The sequence below is a fragment of the Thauera sp. SDU_THAU2 genome (genome assembly GCF_038260575.1).
Taxonomy (GTDB): Bacteria; Pseudomonadota; Gammaproteobacteria; order Burkholderiales; family Rhodocyclaceae; genus Thauera.
In genome coordinates this window covers 1,643,281-1,659,292 of sequence record NZ_JBBWUN010000003.1, presented here as the reverse complement: position 1 = coordinate 1,659,292, position 16,012 = coordinate 1,643,281, and the positions used below count along the sequence as shown (strand labels likewise).

Here is a 16,012-nt window from a genome sequence, read left to right as displayed (position 1 = left end):
CATCGCCCGCCAACGGCAGTATTCCCGGTCCATCATGAAATCGATCCGGGCCGCGGCGCGCTGCCGGCGGGTTTCGGGAAACCTATGCGTCGTCAATAGAGCGGGAGGAACACCGCCGATACGGCCAGCGCATGCAGCCACCCCACCGCCAGCACGGTCAGGCGTCCCGGCGTGCGCCGACCAGGGGCCATGCGCTCACTCGATGATGGGCGCCGGCTCGCGATCCTCGAACGCGGACTGCACGGCCTCGACAACGCGCAAGGCCAGGGCCTCGTCACGGAGCACCGCATACTCCTTTGCGAGCTTGCCCGAGATTCGCCATCCGTTCTCCTTGATCGACCGGATCATGCGCACGGCGTCCGGGTCCGGCATCTCCAGCACGTCCTTGATGCGCCGCTGCGCGAGCTCGAATCGCAGCAGGACGCGGGCTTCGTCCGCCATCTCGTGCCGGATCGTGTGGGCGACGAGTTGGGCAGTATAGATCGCGTGCTCGGTGAGATCCGGGTAGCGCCAGGCATGGTTGGCGTCGTCGTAGGCATCGAACACGAAGTTCGACCGCACGCCGTCTTCGTACGTGACCATCTCCCCGAATCGGTGCGCGGTGTCGTATCGCCGCATGAAGGGGCGCGAGAACACCTCCAGCACCCGGTCGTAGCCGTGGCCGAACTCGCGCACGCCGGTGATGGTCGCCGACACGGGCAGGACCACACCGGCCGGAATGGCCTTGTCGCGCTGCAGCGTGTCGTTGATGAGGAAGCGGTGGATGCGTCCGTTGCCATCGCTCATCGGGTGGATGTGACGAAACCGAACGCGATGGCGGCCGCCCGCGCCAGCGCCTCCCGTCCGCGGGTCGCCTGCTCGAACGCCTTCAGACCGTCCAGCATTCCGTCCAACACCGAAAAGTGGGGGCCGATGTAGTGGACGATGTCGTCGCGAAGGGTTGCCTGGCCGACGAAGACCGGCGATCGGCGCGTGCCGAGCCGAAGCGCCGTCTCGCCGAGGATGCCCTTCTGCAGCACGGTGAGGCTGCCGATGCCGAGCGGCACTTCGAGCTTGCCGCAGTGCTCGGCCATGACGTGGGCAAACCGCTTGATGCGGTCGGTCTTGTCTGCCTCGTGCTCGATCAGGAAGCTCGCCCGTGACTCCTTGAGCGTGAGCCACGCCGCGGCGCGCATCAGCACGTCCTCGCCGAACTGGCGATCCAGTTCCACGATCGCGCCGAACGGGTCGAACTGCAACGCCTGGCCGAGGGTCGGGGTGCGGCGGATGAGGGGGCAGAACGCAGGCGTACCCGGCAGGTTGTTGTTGATCCGCCAGCGCCGCTCCCGGACGGCCTCGGTGCGCGTCAGGTAGGTATCGGCGGACACCGCGTCGACATAGGTCCCGCCGCTCAGGTCCGGGACGTCCAGCCGGCGCCCGGTGAGCCACTCGTAGAAGAAGGCCGCACGGCGCGCATACTGGCCGAACGGTTCCGCCCTGCACCACTGTTCGAGCGGCTCCGGACCGCAGGCGGCAAACAGCCGCGCAAAGAATTCGAGGTGGATTTCCTCGTACTTCAGGCCGAACTCGAAATGCCCGGCAAAGGTATCGTCCGGCCGGACACCCGGGTACTGGTTCTGGATGCGCTCTGGCGACTCCCGCACCGAACGGGTGGTGCCGATGGTGGACTCCACGCGCAGGGGCTGTACCAGGACGATGCCGAACTGGGCCTCCAAGGCCTTGAAACCGATCTGCATGTTACAGAAGTCCCCTTATGGTCATCAAAAAACGATGATGATCGGCCGTGAAAAGAGAAAAATGATGACTGAAATGGTTGCACAAATCCAATGAATAGCGAAGAAAAAACGATGACGGAAAAGCCAGTCTTTCGAAAAATGATTAGAAGAACCTGGCGTCAAGGCGCCGCGGAGCTTCGATCCGCCCGGCCAGTGACGATGCCATAGCGAAAAACCTGGCCAGCGATCTGCTTGGCACGGTGGGCGGAGTCGATCGCGCCTCGCACCTTGATACGCCTGAGCGTGCTCAACAGCTCCGGCGCCATGATCTCCGCGATTGGTCGAGCGCCCGATCCTCTCGCCTCACGTGCATCGGCAAGCGCTACGTCAGGATAGCCTTCCGGGGCAAGCGTCTTGCGCTTGCCGTCGTAACGGCAGTCCAAACTGCCAGAGTTTTCCACCTGTGGGCCGGACAACAGATACAATCCGCGCTCGTCCGCGAGCTTGTAGGCCTGCGTCGTTCAGAGGCATCTCAGCACCCCATATTTGGTTGGAAGTGGCTGTGCTAGGCTGGGGTATAAGTAGGAAGGCCCGCTTTCGCGGGCCTTCGTTTTCGCTTAATAATCAAGCTCTTGTCTGGTGGGTGCTGACGGGGTCGAACCGCCGACATTCGCCTTGTAAGGGCGACGCTCTACCAACTGAGCTAAGCACCCGCGCTGAAACCGCCTTTGGCAGGCGGCCCAGTAAAGCCCGTCAGTTTACTGCATCTTTCAGGCCTTTGCCAGCACGGAATTTCGGGACTTTCGCTGCCTTGATCTTGATGTTCTTGCCGGTACGCGGATTGCGGCCGGTGCGCGCCGCTCGCTCACCGACATAAAACGAACCGAAACCCACCAGCGTGACGCTGTCGCCGCCTTTGAGGGCCTCCACCACCCCCGCGACGACTGCATCCAGGGCTCGGCCTGCCGTGGCCTTGGAGATTTCGGCCTGTGCTGCGATGACGTCGATCAGTTCTGCTTTGTTCACTTGAATCCCTCCGAAAGTGCACTGCGATGGGATGACGCTCACTGCTTATCCGCGTCGGTACGGATGTCCGCTACAGCCTGCTGTTCTGCCGATTTCCGGTTTTTATAGCGCGCGCACTTCGGCGGGTCAACGCGTGATACACCACATGACAAAGCCGCAGCGTGCATGACACACGCTGCGGCTTTGCTCAGGGGGCCGTTATCAACTACGCCCGGAGGGTCTGCCGGAACTCAGTGCGGCCGCTGGGCAGCGCCGACCGCGTCCGGATCGGCAGGCGCCACCGGCGCCGCCACCTCTTCGGGCAGCGGCTCGGGGCGCCGTTCCAGCGCGCGCTCGAGCACCTGATCGATCCACTTGACGGGCACGATCTCCAGGGCGTTCTTGATGTTCTCCGGAATTTCCGCCAGGTCCTTGACGTTCTCTTCCGGGATCAGCGCCGTGCGGATGCCGCCGCGCACCGCGGCCAGCAGCTTCTCCTTCAGGCCGCCGATCGGCAGGACTTCACCGCGCAGCGTGATCTCGCCGGTCATCGCCACGTCGCAGCGCACCGGGATGCCGGTCAGCACCGACACCAGCGCGGTGCTGATCGCGATGCCGGCGGACGGGCCGTCCTTCGGGATCGCGCCTTCCGGCAGGTGGATGTGCATGTCGCTCTTCTGGTGGAAATCCTCGTCGATGCCGAGCGAGCGGGCGCGCTTGCGCACGACCGACAGCGCGGCCTGGATGGACTCCTGCATCACTTCGCCGAGCTTGCCGGTGGTCAGCACCTTGCCCTTGCCGGGCAGTTGCACCGCTTCGACGGTCAGCAGTTCGCCGCCGACCTCGGTCCACGCCAGACCGGTGACCTGGCCGAGCTGGTTCTGCTTCTCGGCGATGCCGAAGCTGTACTTGCGCACGCCGAGGAACTTGTCGAGATTCTTGGCGTTGACGATGATCTTGCTGCTGCGGCTCTTGAGCACGAGCTGCTTGACCACTTTACGGCAGATCTTGGAGATCTCGCGTTCCAGGCTGCGCACGCCGGCTTCGCGGGTGTAGTAGCGCACGACGTCACGCAGGGCTTCCTCGGTGACCGAGATTTCTTCCTGCTTGAGGCCGTTGTTCTTGATCTGCTTGGGCAGCAGGTAACGCTGGGCGATGTTGACCTTCTCGTCCTCGGTGTAGCCGGACAGACGGATCACCTCCATGCGGTCGAGCAGTGCCGGCGGCAGGTTCAGCGTATTGGCGGTGGCCACGAACATTACGTCGGAGAGGTCGAAATCGACTTCGATGTAATGGTCCTGGAAAGTGTGGTTCTGCTCCGGGTCGAGCACTTCGAGCAGCGCCGAGCTGGGATCGCCGCGGAAGTCCATGCCGAGCTTGTCGACTTCGTCGAGCAGGAACAGCGGGTTCTTGACGCCGACCTTGCTCATGTTCTGCAGGATCTTGCCCGGCATCGAGCCGATGTAGGTGCGGCGATGGCCGCGGATCTCGGCTTCGTCGCGCACGCCGCCGAGCGCCATGCGGATGAACTTGCGGTTGGTGGCCTTGGCGATCGACTGGCCGAGCGAGGTCTTGCCCACGCCCGGGGGGCCGACCAGGCACAGGATCGGCGCCTTGACCTTGTCCACGCGCTGCTGCACGGCAAGGTATTCGAGGATGCGTTCCTTGACCCGCTCCAGGCCGTAGTGGTCCTTGTCGAGCACCTTCTCCGCCTCGGCCAGATCCTTGCTGACGCGGGACTTCTTCTTCCACGGCAGGCCGATCAGGGTGTCGATGTAGTTGCGCACGACGGTGGCTTCGGCCGACATCGGCGACATCAGGCGCAGCTTCTTGAACTCGGCCTGGGCCTTGGCGAGCGCCTCCTTGGGCATGCCGGCGGCCTTGATCTTCTTGTCCATCTCCTCGAGGTCGGCGCCCTCTTCGCCTTCGCCGAGTTCCTTCTGGATGGCCTTGACCTGTTCGTTCAGGTAGTACTCGCGCTGGCTCTTCTCCATCTGGCGCTTGACGCGGCCGCGGATGCGCTTTTCGACCTGCAGGATGTCCAGCTCGGCTTCGAGCTGGTTCAGCAGCTTTTCGAGGCGCTCACCGGTGTCGAACATCTCGAGCACGTCCTGCTTCTGTTCGAGCTTGAGCGGCAGGTGGGCGGCGATGGTGTCGGCCAGGCGGCCGGCTTCCTCGATACCGGCCAGCGAGGTCAGGATCTCGGGCGGGATCTTCTTGTTCAGTTTGACGTACTGGTCGAACTGGGCAACGATCGCGCGGCGCATGGCCTCGACTTCGTTGGTATCGACCTCGGTCACCTTCACCGGCGTCACCTTGGCGACGAACAGGTGGCGCAGGTCCTCGACCGAGTCCACCCGCGCGCGGCGCACGCCCTCGACCAGCACCTTGATGGTGCCGTCGGGCAGCTTCAGCATCTGCAGGATGTTGGCGATGCAGCCGATGGAATAGAGATCTTCGATCGCCGGCTCGTCCTTGGCCGCCGACTTCTGCGCGACGAGCAGGATGCTCTTGCCGGCTTCCATCGCGCTTTCGAGCGCCTTGATCGACTTGGGCCGTCCGACGAACAGCGGGATGACCATGTGCGGAAACACCACCACGTCGCGCAGCGGCAGCAGCGGCATTTCCAGTTGTCCGTTGGGGAGTTCAGCGGAACCCGACATTTTAATTTTCCTTATGAGAAAGGTCATACCCATGTATGGGCATGACCTGGAAATTCAAGCGACGGGGACGACCCACGGCTGGACGACGATCACACGGGTCCGCTTCGCCGGTCTCAGTTGGCACCCGACACTTTCGGCTGCTCGGCGTAGATCAGCAGCGGCTTGCCGCCTTCCTCGATGGTCGCCTCATCGACAACCACCTTTTCGACACCGTTCAAGGTCGGCAGGTCGTACATGATGTCGAGCAGGGACGCTTCGAGGATGGAGCGCAGGCCACGTGCCCCCGTCTTGCGCCGGATCGCCTTGCGGGCCACCGCATGCAGCGCCGCCGGACGAATCTCGAGTTCGACGCCTTCCATCGAAAACAGTTTCTGGTACTGCTTGACCAGTGCGTTCTTGGGCTCGACCAGGATCTGGATCAGCGCAGCCTCGTCGAGTTCCTGCAGCGTGGCGACGACCGGCAGGCGGCCGATCAGTTCGGGGATCAGGCCGAACTTGATCAGATCCTCGGGTTCGACCTGGCGGAAGGTGTCGGTGAGGTTCTTGCCTTCCTTGCTCTTGACCTCGGCACCGAAGCCGATGCCGACCTTCTCGGTACGGTTGCGGATGACCTTTTCCAGGCCGTCGAAGGCGCCGCCGCAGATGAACAGCACGTTGGTGGTGTCGATCTGGATGAAGTCCTGGTTCGGGTGCTTGCGCCCGCCCTGCGGCGGGATCGAGGCCACCGTGCCTTCGACCAGCTTCAGCAGCGCCTGCTGCACGCCCTCGCCCGACACATCGCGGGTGATCGAGGGGTTGTCGGCCTTGCGCGAGATCTTGTCGATCTCGTCGATGTAGATGATGCCCTGCTGCGCCTTGTCGACGTCGTAGTCGCACTTCTGCAGCAGCTTCTGGATGATGTTCTCGACGTCCTCGCCGACGTAGCCGGCTTCGGTCAGCGTCGTCGCGTCGGCCATCACGAAGGGCACGTCGAGCAGGCGCGCCAGCGTCTGCGCCAGCAGCGTCTTGCCCGAGCCGGTGGGCCCGATCAGCAGGATGTTGCTCTTGGCCAGTTCGACGTCGTCTTCCCGCGCCTCGACGTGGCGCAGGCGCTTGTAGTGGTTGTACACCGCCACCGCGAGATTGCGCTTGGCCTGTCCCTGGCCGATCACGTACTGGTCGAGGATCTCGCAGATTTCGCGCGGCGTGGGCAGCGCGCCCTTGGTGCCTTCCGGGTCTGCGGCGCCAACGACCTCGTCACGGATGATGTCGTTGCACAGTTCGATGCATTCGTCGCAGATGAAGACCGAAGGGCCGGCGATCAGCTTGCGCACCTCGTGCTGGCTCTTGCCGCAGAAGGAGCAGTACAGCAGCTTGTCGCCGCCAGCCTTCTTGTCCGTCATGTCGGGGGTTCTCCTGAATCAGGTGTCGTCGCGGCTGGTCAGGATCTTGTCCACCAGGCCGTACTCGACCGCCGCCGCGGCTGACATGAAGTTGTCGCGGTCGGTGTCCTTCTCGATGCGTTCGAGCGGCTGGCCGGTGTGCTTGGACAGCATCTCGTTCAGGCGCGAACGCAGGTAGAGGATTTCGCGGGCGTGGATCTCGATGTCCGAGGCCTGGCCCTGGAAGCCGCCCAGCGGCTGGTGGATCATGACGCGCGAGTTGGGCAGGATGAAGCGCTTGCCCTTCTCGCCCGCCGCCAGCAGGAAGGCGCCCATGCTCGCCGCCTGGCCGATGCACAGCGTGCTGACGTTCGGCTTGATGAACTGCATGGTGTCGTAGATCGCCATGCCGGCGGTGACCGAGCCGCCGGGCGAGTTGATGTAGAACGAGATGTCCTTGTCCGGATTCTCGGATTCGAGGAACAGCAACTGGGCGACGATCAGGTTGGCGGTCACGTCATTGACGGGCCCGACCAGGAACACCACCCGCTCCTTCAGAAGGCGCGAATAGATGTCGTAGGCGCGCTCGCCGCGACCGCTCTGTTCGACCACCATCGGAACCAGGCCGAGGCCGACCGGGTTCCAGTCGCTGCTGTGCTGGGGTGTTCCTTGCATCATTGGTCAGACCCTTTGCGGACTCAGGCCGCGTTGCCCATCAGTTCGTCGAAAGTCACGTCCTTGTCGGTGGTCTGGGCCTTCTCGCTGACCCAGGCGACGACATTGTCCTCGATCACCACGGCTTCTGCCTGGGCCAGGCGCTCGGGTTGGGCGTAGTACCAGCGCACCAGTTCGGACGGATCCTCGTAGCTCTGCGCCATTTCCTCGACCAGCGTGCGGACCTGCTCGGGCTTGGCGTGCAGCTCGTTGGCCTTGACCAGCTCGGCCATGATCAGGCCCAGACGGACGCGGCGCTCGGCCTGCTCGGTGAACCACGACGGATCGACCGGAATGTCCTTGGTCTTCATGCCGCGCATTTCCAGATCGCGGCGGGCATTTTCGGCCAGTTGCTGCGACTCGCCCTGCACCAGCGCCTTCGGCACTTCGATCGGGGTCACGGCGATCAGCGCGTTCATCACCTGCTCCTTGACCTTGGCCTGGATGCGGCGCTTGACCTCGCGCTCGAGGTTGCCCTTGACCTCTTCGCGCAGCTTGGCGACGTCACCGTCGGCCACGCCCAGCGAACGGGCGAAGTCGGCATCGATCTCCGGCAGCACCGGGCCTTCGACCTGCTTGAGCTTGATCTCGAACTGGACGGTCTTGCCGGCCAGTTCGGCAGCATGGTAGTCGTCCGGGAAGGTCATGTCGAAAGTCTTGCTCTCGCCCGCCGTCAGGCCGGTCACCGCAGTCTCGAAGTCCTTCAGCATCGCGCCGGCGCCGATCACGAAGGGGAAGTCCTCGGCCTGGCCGCCCTGGAACACTTCGCCGTCCTTGCGGCCGGTGAAGTCGATCACGACACGGTCGCCTTCGGCGGCGGCACGATCGGCCGCGGTGAAGGAGGTGCGCTGCTTGCGCAGCACGTCGAGCGTCTTGTCGACTTCGGCATCGCCGACCACCAGGGTCGGACGTTCGATCTGCTGGCCGGCGAGATCACCGATGGCGACTTCCGGGTAAATCTCGAACACGGCACTGAATTCCAGCGTGCCTTCAGTGGCAGCGTCCTTGGGCTCGATGTTCGGGTAGCCGGCCACGCGCAGGTTCTGCTCGCGCACCTTGTCGCCGAAAGCCTTCTCGACCGCTGCGCCGACCGCTTCGCCGCGGGCCTGGCCGCCATGGGTCTGGGCGACGATCTTCATCGGCACCTTGCCCGGGCGGAACCCCGGCATCTTCACCGTACGCGCCATGCGCTTGAGGCGGGCATCCACCTCTTTCTCGATGTCCGCCAGCGAAACGGCGATGTCGATACGGCGCTCGAGTGCGCTCGGGGTTACCTGGTTCTGCTCCATTGGGTCGATCCTGAGAAGTCAAAAAAACCGTTCTCGCCGGCGTCGGCATGCATCTTCGACAAGGACGCACGCACACATCGCCAGCGCAAACGCGTTGAACGAAGAGCGGGATTCTAGCACAGCGCCCGCGTCACGCTTGGGGACTGGATGAGACCGTGATGCCATGCACGAAAACGCCGCGGGCAGGTGCCCGGACGCGGAACTCGCACCCGCGCGGAGCCTCTGATGCTACAGAGCCGGCATCCGCGCAGGCGCGCGTCCGCGCTCACCGTCATACGACTGGATGCAGGTGGCAGGACACAGGTCGCGTATCATCATCAGGCACGCACCCCTCGCATCGATCGTCAGGGAGATTGCCATGTCCATCTTCAATGCTTACCAGGCCCGCTTCGAGGCATCGCGCGAAGAGGAAATGTCGCTGCAGGAGTACCTCGAACTCTGCCGCAGCGACCGCATGGCCTATGCCTCGGCCGCGGAACGCATGCTGGCCGCGATCGGCGAGCCCGAACTGGTCGACACCCGCCTCGACCCGCGCCGCTCGCGCATCTTCTCCAACAAGCTCATCCGCCTCTATCCGGCCTTCCGCGACTTCTACGGCATGGAAGAGGCGATCGAGCAGATCGTCTCCTACTTCCGCCACGCCGCGCAGGGGCTGGAGGAGAAGAAGCAGATCCTCTACCTGCTCGGCCCGGTCGGCGGCGGCAAATCCTCGCTGGCGGAAAAGCTGAAGTCGCTGATCGAGAGGATTCCCTTCTACGCGGTCAAGGGCTCGCCGGTGCACGAGTCGCCGCTCGGCCTGTTCGATGCCCAGGAAGACGGCCGCATCCTCGAGGACGACTTCCACATTCCGCGCCGCTACCTCGACACCATCATGAGCCCGTGGGCGGTCAAGCGCCTGCACGAGTTCGGCGGCGACATCACCCGGTTCCGCGTCGTCAAGCTGATGCCGTCGGTGCTGCGCCAGACCGCGGTCGCCAAGACCGAGCCGGGCGACGAGAACAACCAGGACATCTCCTCGCTGGTCGGCAAGGTCGATATCCGCAAGCTCGAGCAGTACTCGCAGGACGACCCCGACGCCTACAGCTACTCCGGCGGCCTGTGCCTGGCCAACCGCGGTCTGCTCGAATTCGTCGAGATGTTCAAGGCGCCGATCAAGGTCCTGCACCCGCTGCTCACCGCGACCCAGGAAAGCAACTACAAGGGCACGGAAGGTTTCGGCGCGATCCCGTTCGACGGCATCGTGATGGCGCACTCGAACGAGTCCGAATGGGTCGCGTTCAAGAACAACCGCAACAACGAGGCCTTCCTCGACCGCATCTACACGGTCAAGGTGCCCTACTGCCTGCGGGTGTCGGACGAAATCCGCATCTACGAGAAGCTGCTGGCCCACAGCTCGCTGTCCGAAGCGCCCTGCGCCCCCGACACGCTGAAGATGATGGCCCAGTTCTCGGTACTGTCGCGGCTGAAGGAACCCGAGAACTCCAGCATCTTCTCCAAGATGCGCGTCTACGACGGCGAGAACCTCAAGGACACCGACCCCAAGGCCAAGAGCTACCCGGAATACCGCGACTATGCCGGCGTCGACGAAGGCATGACCGGGCTCTCCACCCGCTTCGCCTTCAAGGCCCTGTCCAAGGTGTTCAACTTCGACCACCGCGAAGTCGCCGCCAACCCGGTGCACCTGATGTACGTACTCGAACAGCAGATCGAGGCCGAGCAGTTCCCGCCCGAGACCGAAGCGCGCTACATGGGCTACATCAAGGAGTACCTGGCGCCGCGCTACGCGGAGTTCATCGGCAAGGAAATCCAGACCGCGTATCTCGAAAGCTATTCCGAGTACGGCCAGAACATCTTCGACCGCTACGTGACCTATGCCGACTTCTGGATCCAGGACCAGGAGTTCCGCGATCCGAACACCGGCGAGATCCTCGACCGCTCCGCGCTCAACGACGAACTGGAGAAGATCGAGAAGCCGGCCGGCATCAGTAACCCGAAGGACTTCCGCAACGAAGTCGTGGAACTTCGTGCTACGCGCCCGCGCCAAGAACGACGGCCGCAACCCGAGCTGGACCTCCTACGAGAAGCTGCGCGCGGTGATCGAGAAGAAGATGTTCTCCAATACCGAGGACCTGCTGCCGGTGATCAGCTTCAACACCAAGGCCAGCGCCGACGAGCAGAAGAAGCACCAGGACTTCGTCGACCGCATGATCGAGAAGGGCTACACCGAGAAGCAGGTGCGCCTGCTGTGCGAATGGTATCTGCGCGTACGCAAGTCTTCGTGAATCCGTGCGGATGAGGTGCGCGCCCGTCATGGCGCGCACCCTTGCCGGCTTCGGCCCGAGGAGGAGGCATGGTCCGCATCATCGATCGACGCTTCGACAGCAAGAACAAGAGCACGGTTAACCGCCAGCGCTTCATGCGTCGCTTCAAGCAGCAGATCCGCAAGGCGGTGTCCGGCGCAATCGAGGGCCGTTCGATCCGCGACCTGGAGAACGGCGAGGAAGTCGCCATCCCCGCGCGCGACCTGTCCGAGCCTTCGCTGCATCACGGCCGGGGCGGCATCTGGGAACAGGTCTTCTCCGGCAACGACCAGTTCAGCGCCGGCGACCTCATCAACCGCCCGCTCGGCGGCGGCGCGGGCGGCTCCGGCCAGGGCAAGGCGAGCAACGAAGGCGAGCACGAGGACGATTTCGTCTTCCAGCTCTCGCGCGAGGAATTCCTCGACCTGTTCTTCGAGGATCTCGAACTGCCGCGCCTGGTCCGCACCCAGTTGGCCAAGGTCACCGAATACAAGACCCAGCGCGCCGGCTTCACCGCCGACGGCGTGCCGGCGAACATCAACATCATCCGCTCGATGCGCAGCGCGCTCGGCCGCCGGCTTGCGCTCGGCTCGCCCTACGCCGGCAAGCTGCGTGAACTCCAGCAGCAGCTCGACGAACTCCTGGCCCGCTGCAGCGGCGAAGAAGCCTGCGGGGACAGCGAGGAGGCCCGCGCGCTGCGCGAGGAAATCGCCAGGCTGCGCGAGAAGATCGAGCAGATCCCCTTCATCGAGCGCTTCGACCTGCGCTACAACAACCGCATCCGCGTGCCCTGCCCCACCACGCGGGCGGTGATGTTCTGCCTGATGGACGTCTCCGGCTCGATGAGCGAGGAGCGCAAATCCACCGCCAAGCGCTTTTTCATGCTGCTCTACCTGTTCCTGACGCGCAGCTACGAACATATAGAAGTCGTCTTCATCCGCCATCACACCGTGGCCAAGGAAGTCGACGAGGACGAATTCTTCCACTCGCGCGAATCCGGCGGCACCGTGGTATCCAGCGCGCTGCTGCTGATGCGCGACATCCTGCGCCAGCGCTACGCCAACGGCCAGTGGAACATCTACGGCGCGCAGGCCTCGGACGGCGACAACTGGGACAACGACTCGCCGCTGTGCAGCCAGTTGCTCACCCGCGACATCCTGCCCAGTTGCCAGTACTTCGCTTACATCGAGATCACTGCCGGCGAGCCGCAGAACCTGTGGCGCGAATACGCCCGCATCGCCGACGAACAACCCCACTTCGCGATGCAGCGGATCGAATCGCCGGCCGACATCTACCCGGTGTTCCGCGAACTGTTCAAGAAGACGATCCTATGACGGCCACCACCACCCGCAAGCTCGAACCGCTGCCGCGCGGCTCGGAATGGTCGGTCGAAAGCATCGACCGCTACCACGGCGAAATCGCCCGCGTCGCCGCCCACTACGGGCTCGACACCTATCCGGTGCAGATCGAGATCATCACCGCCGAGCAGATGATGGACGCCTACGCCTCGGTCGGCATGCCGGTCAACTACCACCACTGGTCCTTCGGCAAGCACTTCCTCGCCACCGAGAAGGGCTACCGCCGCGGCCAGATGGGGCTGGCCTACGAAATCGTCATCAACTCCAACCCCTGCATCGCCTACCTGATGGAGGAAAACACCCTGACGATGCAGGGCCTGGTGATCGCCCATGCCGCCTACGGCCACAACAGCTTCTTCAAGGGCAACTACCTGTTCCGCACCTGGACCAACGCCGACGCCATCATCGACTACCTGATCTTCGCGCGGAACTACATCGGCGAATGCGAGGAGCGCCACGGCGAGGAGGAGGTCGAAACCCTGCTCGACGCCTGCCACGCGCTGATGAACCTCGGCGTGGACCGCTACAAGCGCCCGCCCAAGCTCTCGCTCGCCAAGGAAAAGCTCCGCCAGCAGGACCGCGAGAACTATCTGCAGAGCCAGGTCAATGAACTCTGGCGCACGCTGCCGGCGCACGACATCCATGCCCGCGCCGAATCGCCGAGCCGCTTCCCGCTCGAACCCGAGGAGAACCTGCTCTATTTCGTCGAAAAGAACGCCCCGCTGCTCGAACCCTGGCAGCGCGAGATCGTGCGCATCGTGCGCAAGATCGCGCAGTACTTCTTCCCCCAGCGCCAGACCCAGGTCATGAACGAAGGCTGGGCCACCTTCTGGCACTACACCCTGCTCAACCACCTGTACGACGAAGGCCTGCTCGCCGACAGCTTCATGCTCGAGTTCCTGCAGTCGCACACCAACGTGGTGTACCAGCCGCCCTACAACGCCGCCTGGTACAACGGCATCAACCCCTACGCGCTCGGTTTCGCGATGTGGCAGGACATCCGCCGCATCTGCGAGCACCCGGACGACGAGGACCGCCGCTGGTTCCCGGAGATCGCCGGCAGCGACTGGCTCGAGACCTTCGACTTCGCGATGCGCAACTTCAAGGACGAGAGCTTCATCGCCCAATACCTGTCGCCCAAGGTCATGCGCAACTTCCGCATGTTCGCGGTGCTCGACGACGACCGCCAGAACAAGCTGAAGGTCTCGGCCATCCATGACGACGAAGGTTTCCGCCACGTGCGCGACGTCCTCTCCGACCACTACAACCTCGGCGCCCGGGAACCCAACGTCCAGGTCTGGAACGTCGATCTGCGCGGCGACCGCTCGCTGACGCTGCGCCACCAGCAGCACAGCCGCCGCCCGCTGGGCGACTCCACCGGCGAAGTCATGAAGCACCTGGCCCGCCTGTGGGGTTTCACCGTCCGCCTGGAGACGGTCGGGGCAGAGGGCCAGATCGAACTGCACACCGAGATACGCAGCGACAAGCGCCGCATCGGCGACGCCGGCTGAAGCTCGCCCGCTTGCGACTTTTCGCCGTCGGGCTTGTTTATCTCGGCCTCATTGACAATAATGATTCTCATTACTTGAAAATGACCGCGCAACGGCCACATGCCACCTCACCTCGACCGCAAACAGCGCTGGCTCTGGGCCGCGATCCGCATCCGCTGCGCCCTGCAGCCGGACGAGCCGCGCCTGATCCCGCACTACCTCGCCGAAGCCGACGCCCTGGTACGCCGCATGCGGCTGTCGCCCTGGGAAGCCGCATGGCGCGCAGCCGAGCTGCTGGCCGGTACCGCCGCGGACCGCGCCCTGCCCGGCCACTGGCGCCACCTGTGCCTGGATCATCTGCATCAGCCGCTGGCTCGACTGGCCTGCTGCGCCTTCACTCCTCAACAGCAGGCGCGGCTGGCCGCGCTGCGCTGGCGCGTCGCCAACCTGGACCTGTCCTCATCCATGCAGCTCGACGGCCCGGACTCGCCTTTTGCCTGAAAAGCCTTTCTCCAGCTCATCCGCTCGAGGCGGCGCCGGCGCGCGCCCGCCTTCCACCTCACCAACAGGAGCCTCCTCCATGAGCACACGCCAGGAATACGACACTTTCGGCCCGATCGACGTCCCCGCCGACCGCCTGTGGGGCGCGCAGACCCAGCGCTCGCTGATCAACTTCGCCATCTCCACCGAGCGCCAGCCCACCGAACTCATCCACGCCCTCGCCCTGGTCAAGCGCGCCGCCGCGCGGGTCAATCACGGCCTGGGCCTGCTGCCCGCGGAAAAGGCCGACGCCATCATCGCCGCCGCCGACGAAGTGCTCGCCGGCAAGCACCCGGACGAATTCCCGCTCGCCGTCTGGCAGACCGGCTCGGGCACGCAGACCAACATGAACGTCAACGAAGTGCTCGCCAACCGCGCCAGCGAACTGCTCGGCGGCGAACGCGGCGAAGCGCGCCTCGTCCACCCCAACGACGACGTCAACCGCAGCCAGTCGAGCAACGACGTCTTCCCCACCGCGATGCACGTCGCCGCCACGCTGGCGATCGTCCAGAAACTGCTGCCGGCGCTGGCCCGGCTGCGCGCCACACTGGAAGACAAGTCCCGCGCCTTCGCTGACATCGTCAAGATCGGCCGCACCCACCTGCAGGACGCCACGCCGCTCACCTTGGGGCAGGAAATCTCCGGCTGGGCCGCGCAACTCGCCCACGGCGAGCGCCACCTGCGTGCCGCCTTGCCCCACCTGAGCGAACTGGCGCTGGGCGGCACCGCGGTCGGCACCGGGCTGAACGCGCCCAAGGGCTACGCCGAAGCCGTCGCCGCCGAGATCGCCCGCCTCGGCGGCCAGGAATTCGTCACCGCGCCCAGCAAGTTCGAGGCGCTGGCCAGTTGCGACGCGCTGGTGCACGCCCATGGCGCACTCAAGACCCTCGCCGCCAGCCTGATGAAGATCGCCAACGACGTACGCTGGCTCGCCAGCGGCCCGCGCAGCGGCCTGGGCGAAATCTCGATCCCGGAAAACGAGCCCGGCTCCTCGATCATGCCGGGCAAGGTCAATCCGACCCAGAGCGAAGCGCTGACCATGCTCGCCGCCCAGGTCATGGGCAACGACGTCGCCATCAACATCGGCGGCGCCTCGGGCAACTTCGAGCTCAACGTCTTCCGCCCGATGGTCATCCACAACTTCCTGCAGAGCGTGCGCCTGCTCGCCGACGGCATGAACAGCTTCAACGACCATTGCGCCGCCGGCATCGAGCCGAACCGCGCCCGCATCACCGAACTGGTCGAGCGCTCGCTGATGCTGGTCACCGCGCTGAATCCGCACATCGGCTACGACAAGGCTGCGCAGATCGCCAAGAAGGCGCACAAGGAAGGCAGCAGCCTGCGCGAGGCCGCACTGGCGCTGGGCCATGTCTCGGCGGAAGACTTCGACCGCTGGATCGACCCGGCGAAGATGGTCGGCTGAGCGCAAAGACCCGAACGGCCGGCCGCAAATGCGCGCCGGCCGCCCCGACGACGCAAGGCGTGCCGAGCGCCGCTCATCCACACGAAGGATCCGATGTAAAACCATCATGCCTCATCCACGTCACGACCATCCCTGGATCGCGTTTCCCGCCTGT

General features: G+C 64.5%; 12 protein-coding genes, 1 tRNA gene and 1 pseudogene. 5 read left to right on the top strand and 9 right to left on the bottom strand.

The window, feature by feature from the left end:
- Positions 1-195: 195 nt before the first annotated feature.
- From AAFL97_RS09045 to tig, 9 genes are all read right to left on the bottom strand, one after another.
- Positions 196-786, bottom strand: coding sequence for a hypothetical protein (locus AAFL97_RS09045; RefSeq protein ID WP_341644624.1), 591 nt, complete (start codon positions 784-786; stop codon positions 196-198).
- Positions 783-1,736, bottom strand: a complete 954-nt coding sequence (locus tag AAFL97_RS09040; protein ID WP_341644623.1) for a hypothetical protein — start codon at positions 1,734-1,736, stop codon at positions 783-785. The genes AAFL97_RS09045 and AAFL97_RS09040 overlap by 4 nt, the downstream gene beginning before the upstream one ends.
- Before the next feature lie 158 nt (positions 1,737-1,894).
- Positions 1,895-2,200: a phage integrase central domain-containing protein gene (locus AAFL97_RS09035; protein ID WP_341644622.1), complete on the bottom strand. Its 306-nt coding sequence runs from the start codon at positions 2,198-2,200 to the stop codon at positions 1,895-1,897.
- Between the two features lie 152 nt (positions 2,201-2,352).
- A tRNA-Val gene (locus AAFL97_RS09030) sits at positions 2,353-2,428 on the bottom strand.
- A 40-nt stretch (positions 2,429-2,468) separates the two neighbouring features.
- Positions 2,469-2,741 (bottom strand): HU family DNA-binding protein, encoded by a 273-nt coding sequence (locus tag AAFL97_RS09025; RefSeq protein ID WP_341644621.1) that lies wholly within the window; start codon positions 2,739-2,741, stop codon positions 2,469-2,471.
- A 230-nt stretch (positions 2,742-2,971) separates the two neighbouring features.
- Entirely contained in the window at positions 2,972-5,383 is a 2,412-nt protein-coding gene (lon, locus tag AAFL97_RS09020; protein ID WP_341644620.1) for an endopeptidase La, read from the bottom strand.
- Positions 5,384-5,496: 113 nt separating this feature from the next.
- Complete coding sequence (gene clpX / locus AAFL97_RS09015; protein ID WP_341644619.1) at positions 5,497-6,765, bottom strand: ATP-dependent Clp protease ATP-binding subunit ClpX; 1,269 nt, start codon at positions 6,763-6,765, stop codon at positions 5,497-5,499.
- Between the two features lie 18 nt (positions 6,766-6,783).
- Positions 6,784-7,422, bottom strand: coding sequence for an ATP-dependent Clp endopeptidase proteolytic subunit ClpP (gene clpP / locus AAFL97_RS09010; RefSeq protein WP_068635121.1), 639 nt, complete (start codon positions 7,420-7,422; stop codon positions 6,784-6,786).
- 20 nt (positions 7,423-7,442) lie between these two features.
- The gene (gene tig / locus AAFL97_RS09005) at positions 7,443-8,747 is read right to left on the bottom strand and encodes a trigger factor (RefSeq protein ID WP_341644618.1); all 1,305 of its coding nucleotides are present in this window, start codon (positions 8,745-8,747) and stop codon (positions 7,443-7,445) included.
- A 358-nt stretch (positions 8,748-9,105) separates the two neighbouring features.
- Here tig and AAFL97_RS09000 point away from each other — a divergent pair.
- From AAFL97_RS09000 to fumC, 5 genes and pseudogenes are all read left to right on the top strand, one after another.
- Positions 9,106-11,029 (top strand): annotated as a pseudogene (locus tag AAFL97_RS09000) (PrkA family serine protein kinase).
- Between the two features lie 68 nt (positions 11,030-11,097).
- Positions 11,098-12,381, top strand: coding sequence for a YeaH/YhbH family protein (locus AAFL97_RS08995; protein WP_263459378.1), 1,284 nt, complete (start codon positions 11,098-11,100; stop codon positions 12,379-12,381).
- Positions 12,378-13,916 carry a SpoVR family protein gene (locus tag AAFL97_RS08990; RefSeq protein WP_341644617.1) on the top strand — a complete coding sequence of 513 codons (1,539 nt, stop codon included), beginning with the start codon at positions 12,378-12,380 and terminating at the stop codon, positions 13,914-13,916. The genes AAFL97_RS08995 and AAFL97_RS08990 overlap by 4 nt, the downstream gene beginning before the upstream one ends.
- 99 nt (positions 13,917-14,015) lie before the next feature.
- Positions 14,016-14,396, top strand: coding sequence for a hypothetical protein (locus AAFL97_RS08985; RefSeq protein ID WP_341644616.1), 381 nt, complete (start codon positions 14,016-14,018; stop codon positions 14,394-14,396).
- Between the two features lie 79 nt (positions 14,397-14,475).
- Entirely contained in the window at positions 14,476-15,858 is a 1,383-nt protein-coding gene (gene fumC, locus AAFL97_RS08980; RefSeq protein ID WP_341644615.1) for a class II fumarate hydratase, read from the top strand.
- Positions 15,859-16,012 lie beyond the last annotated feature (154 nt).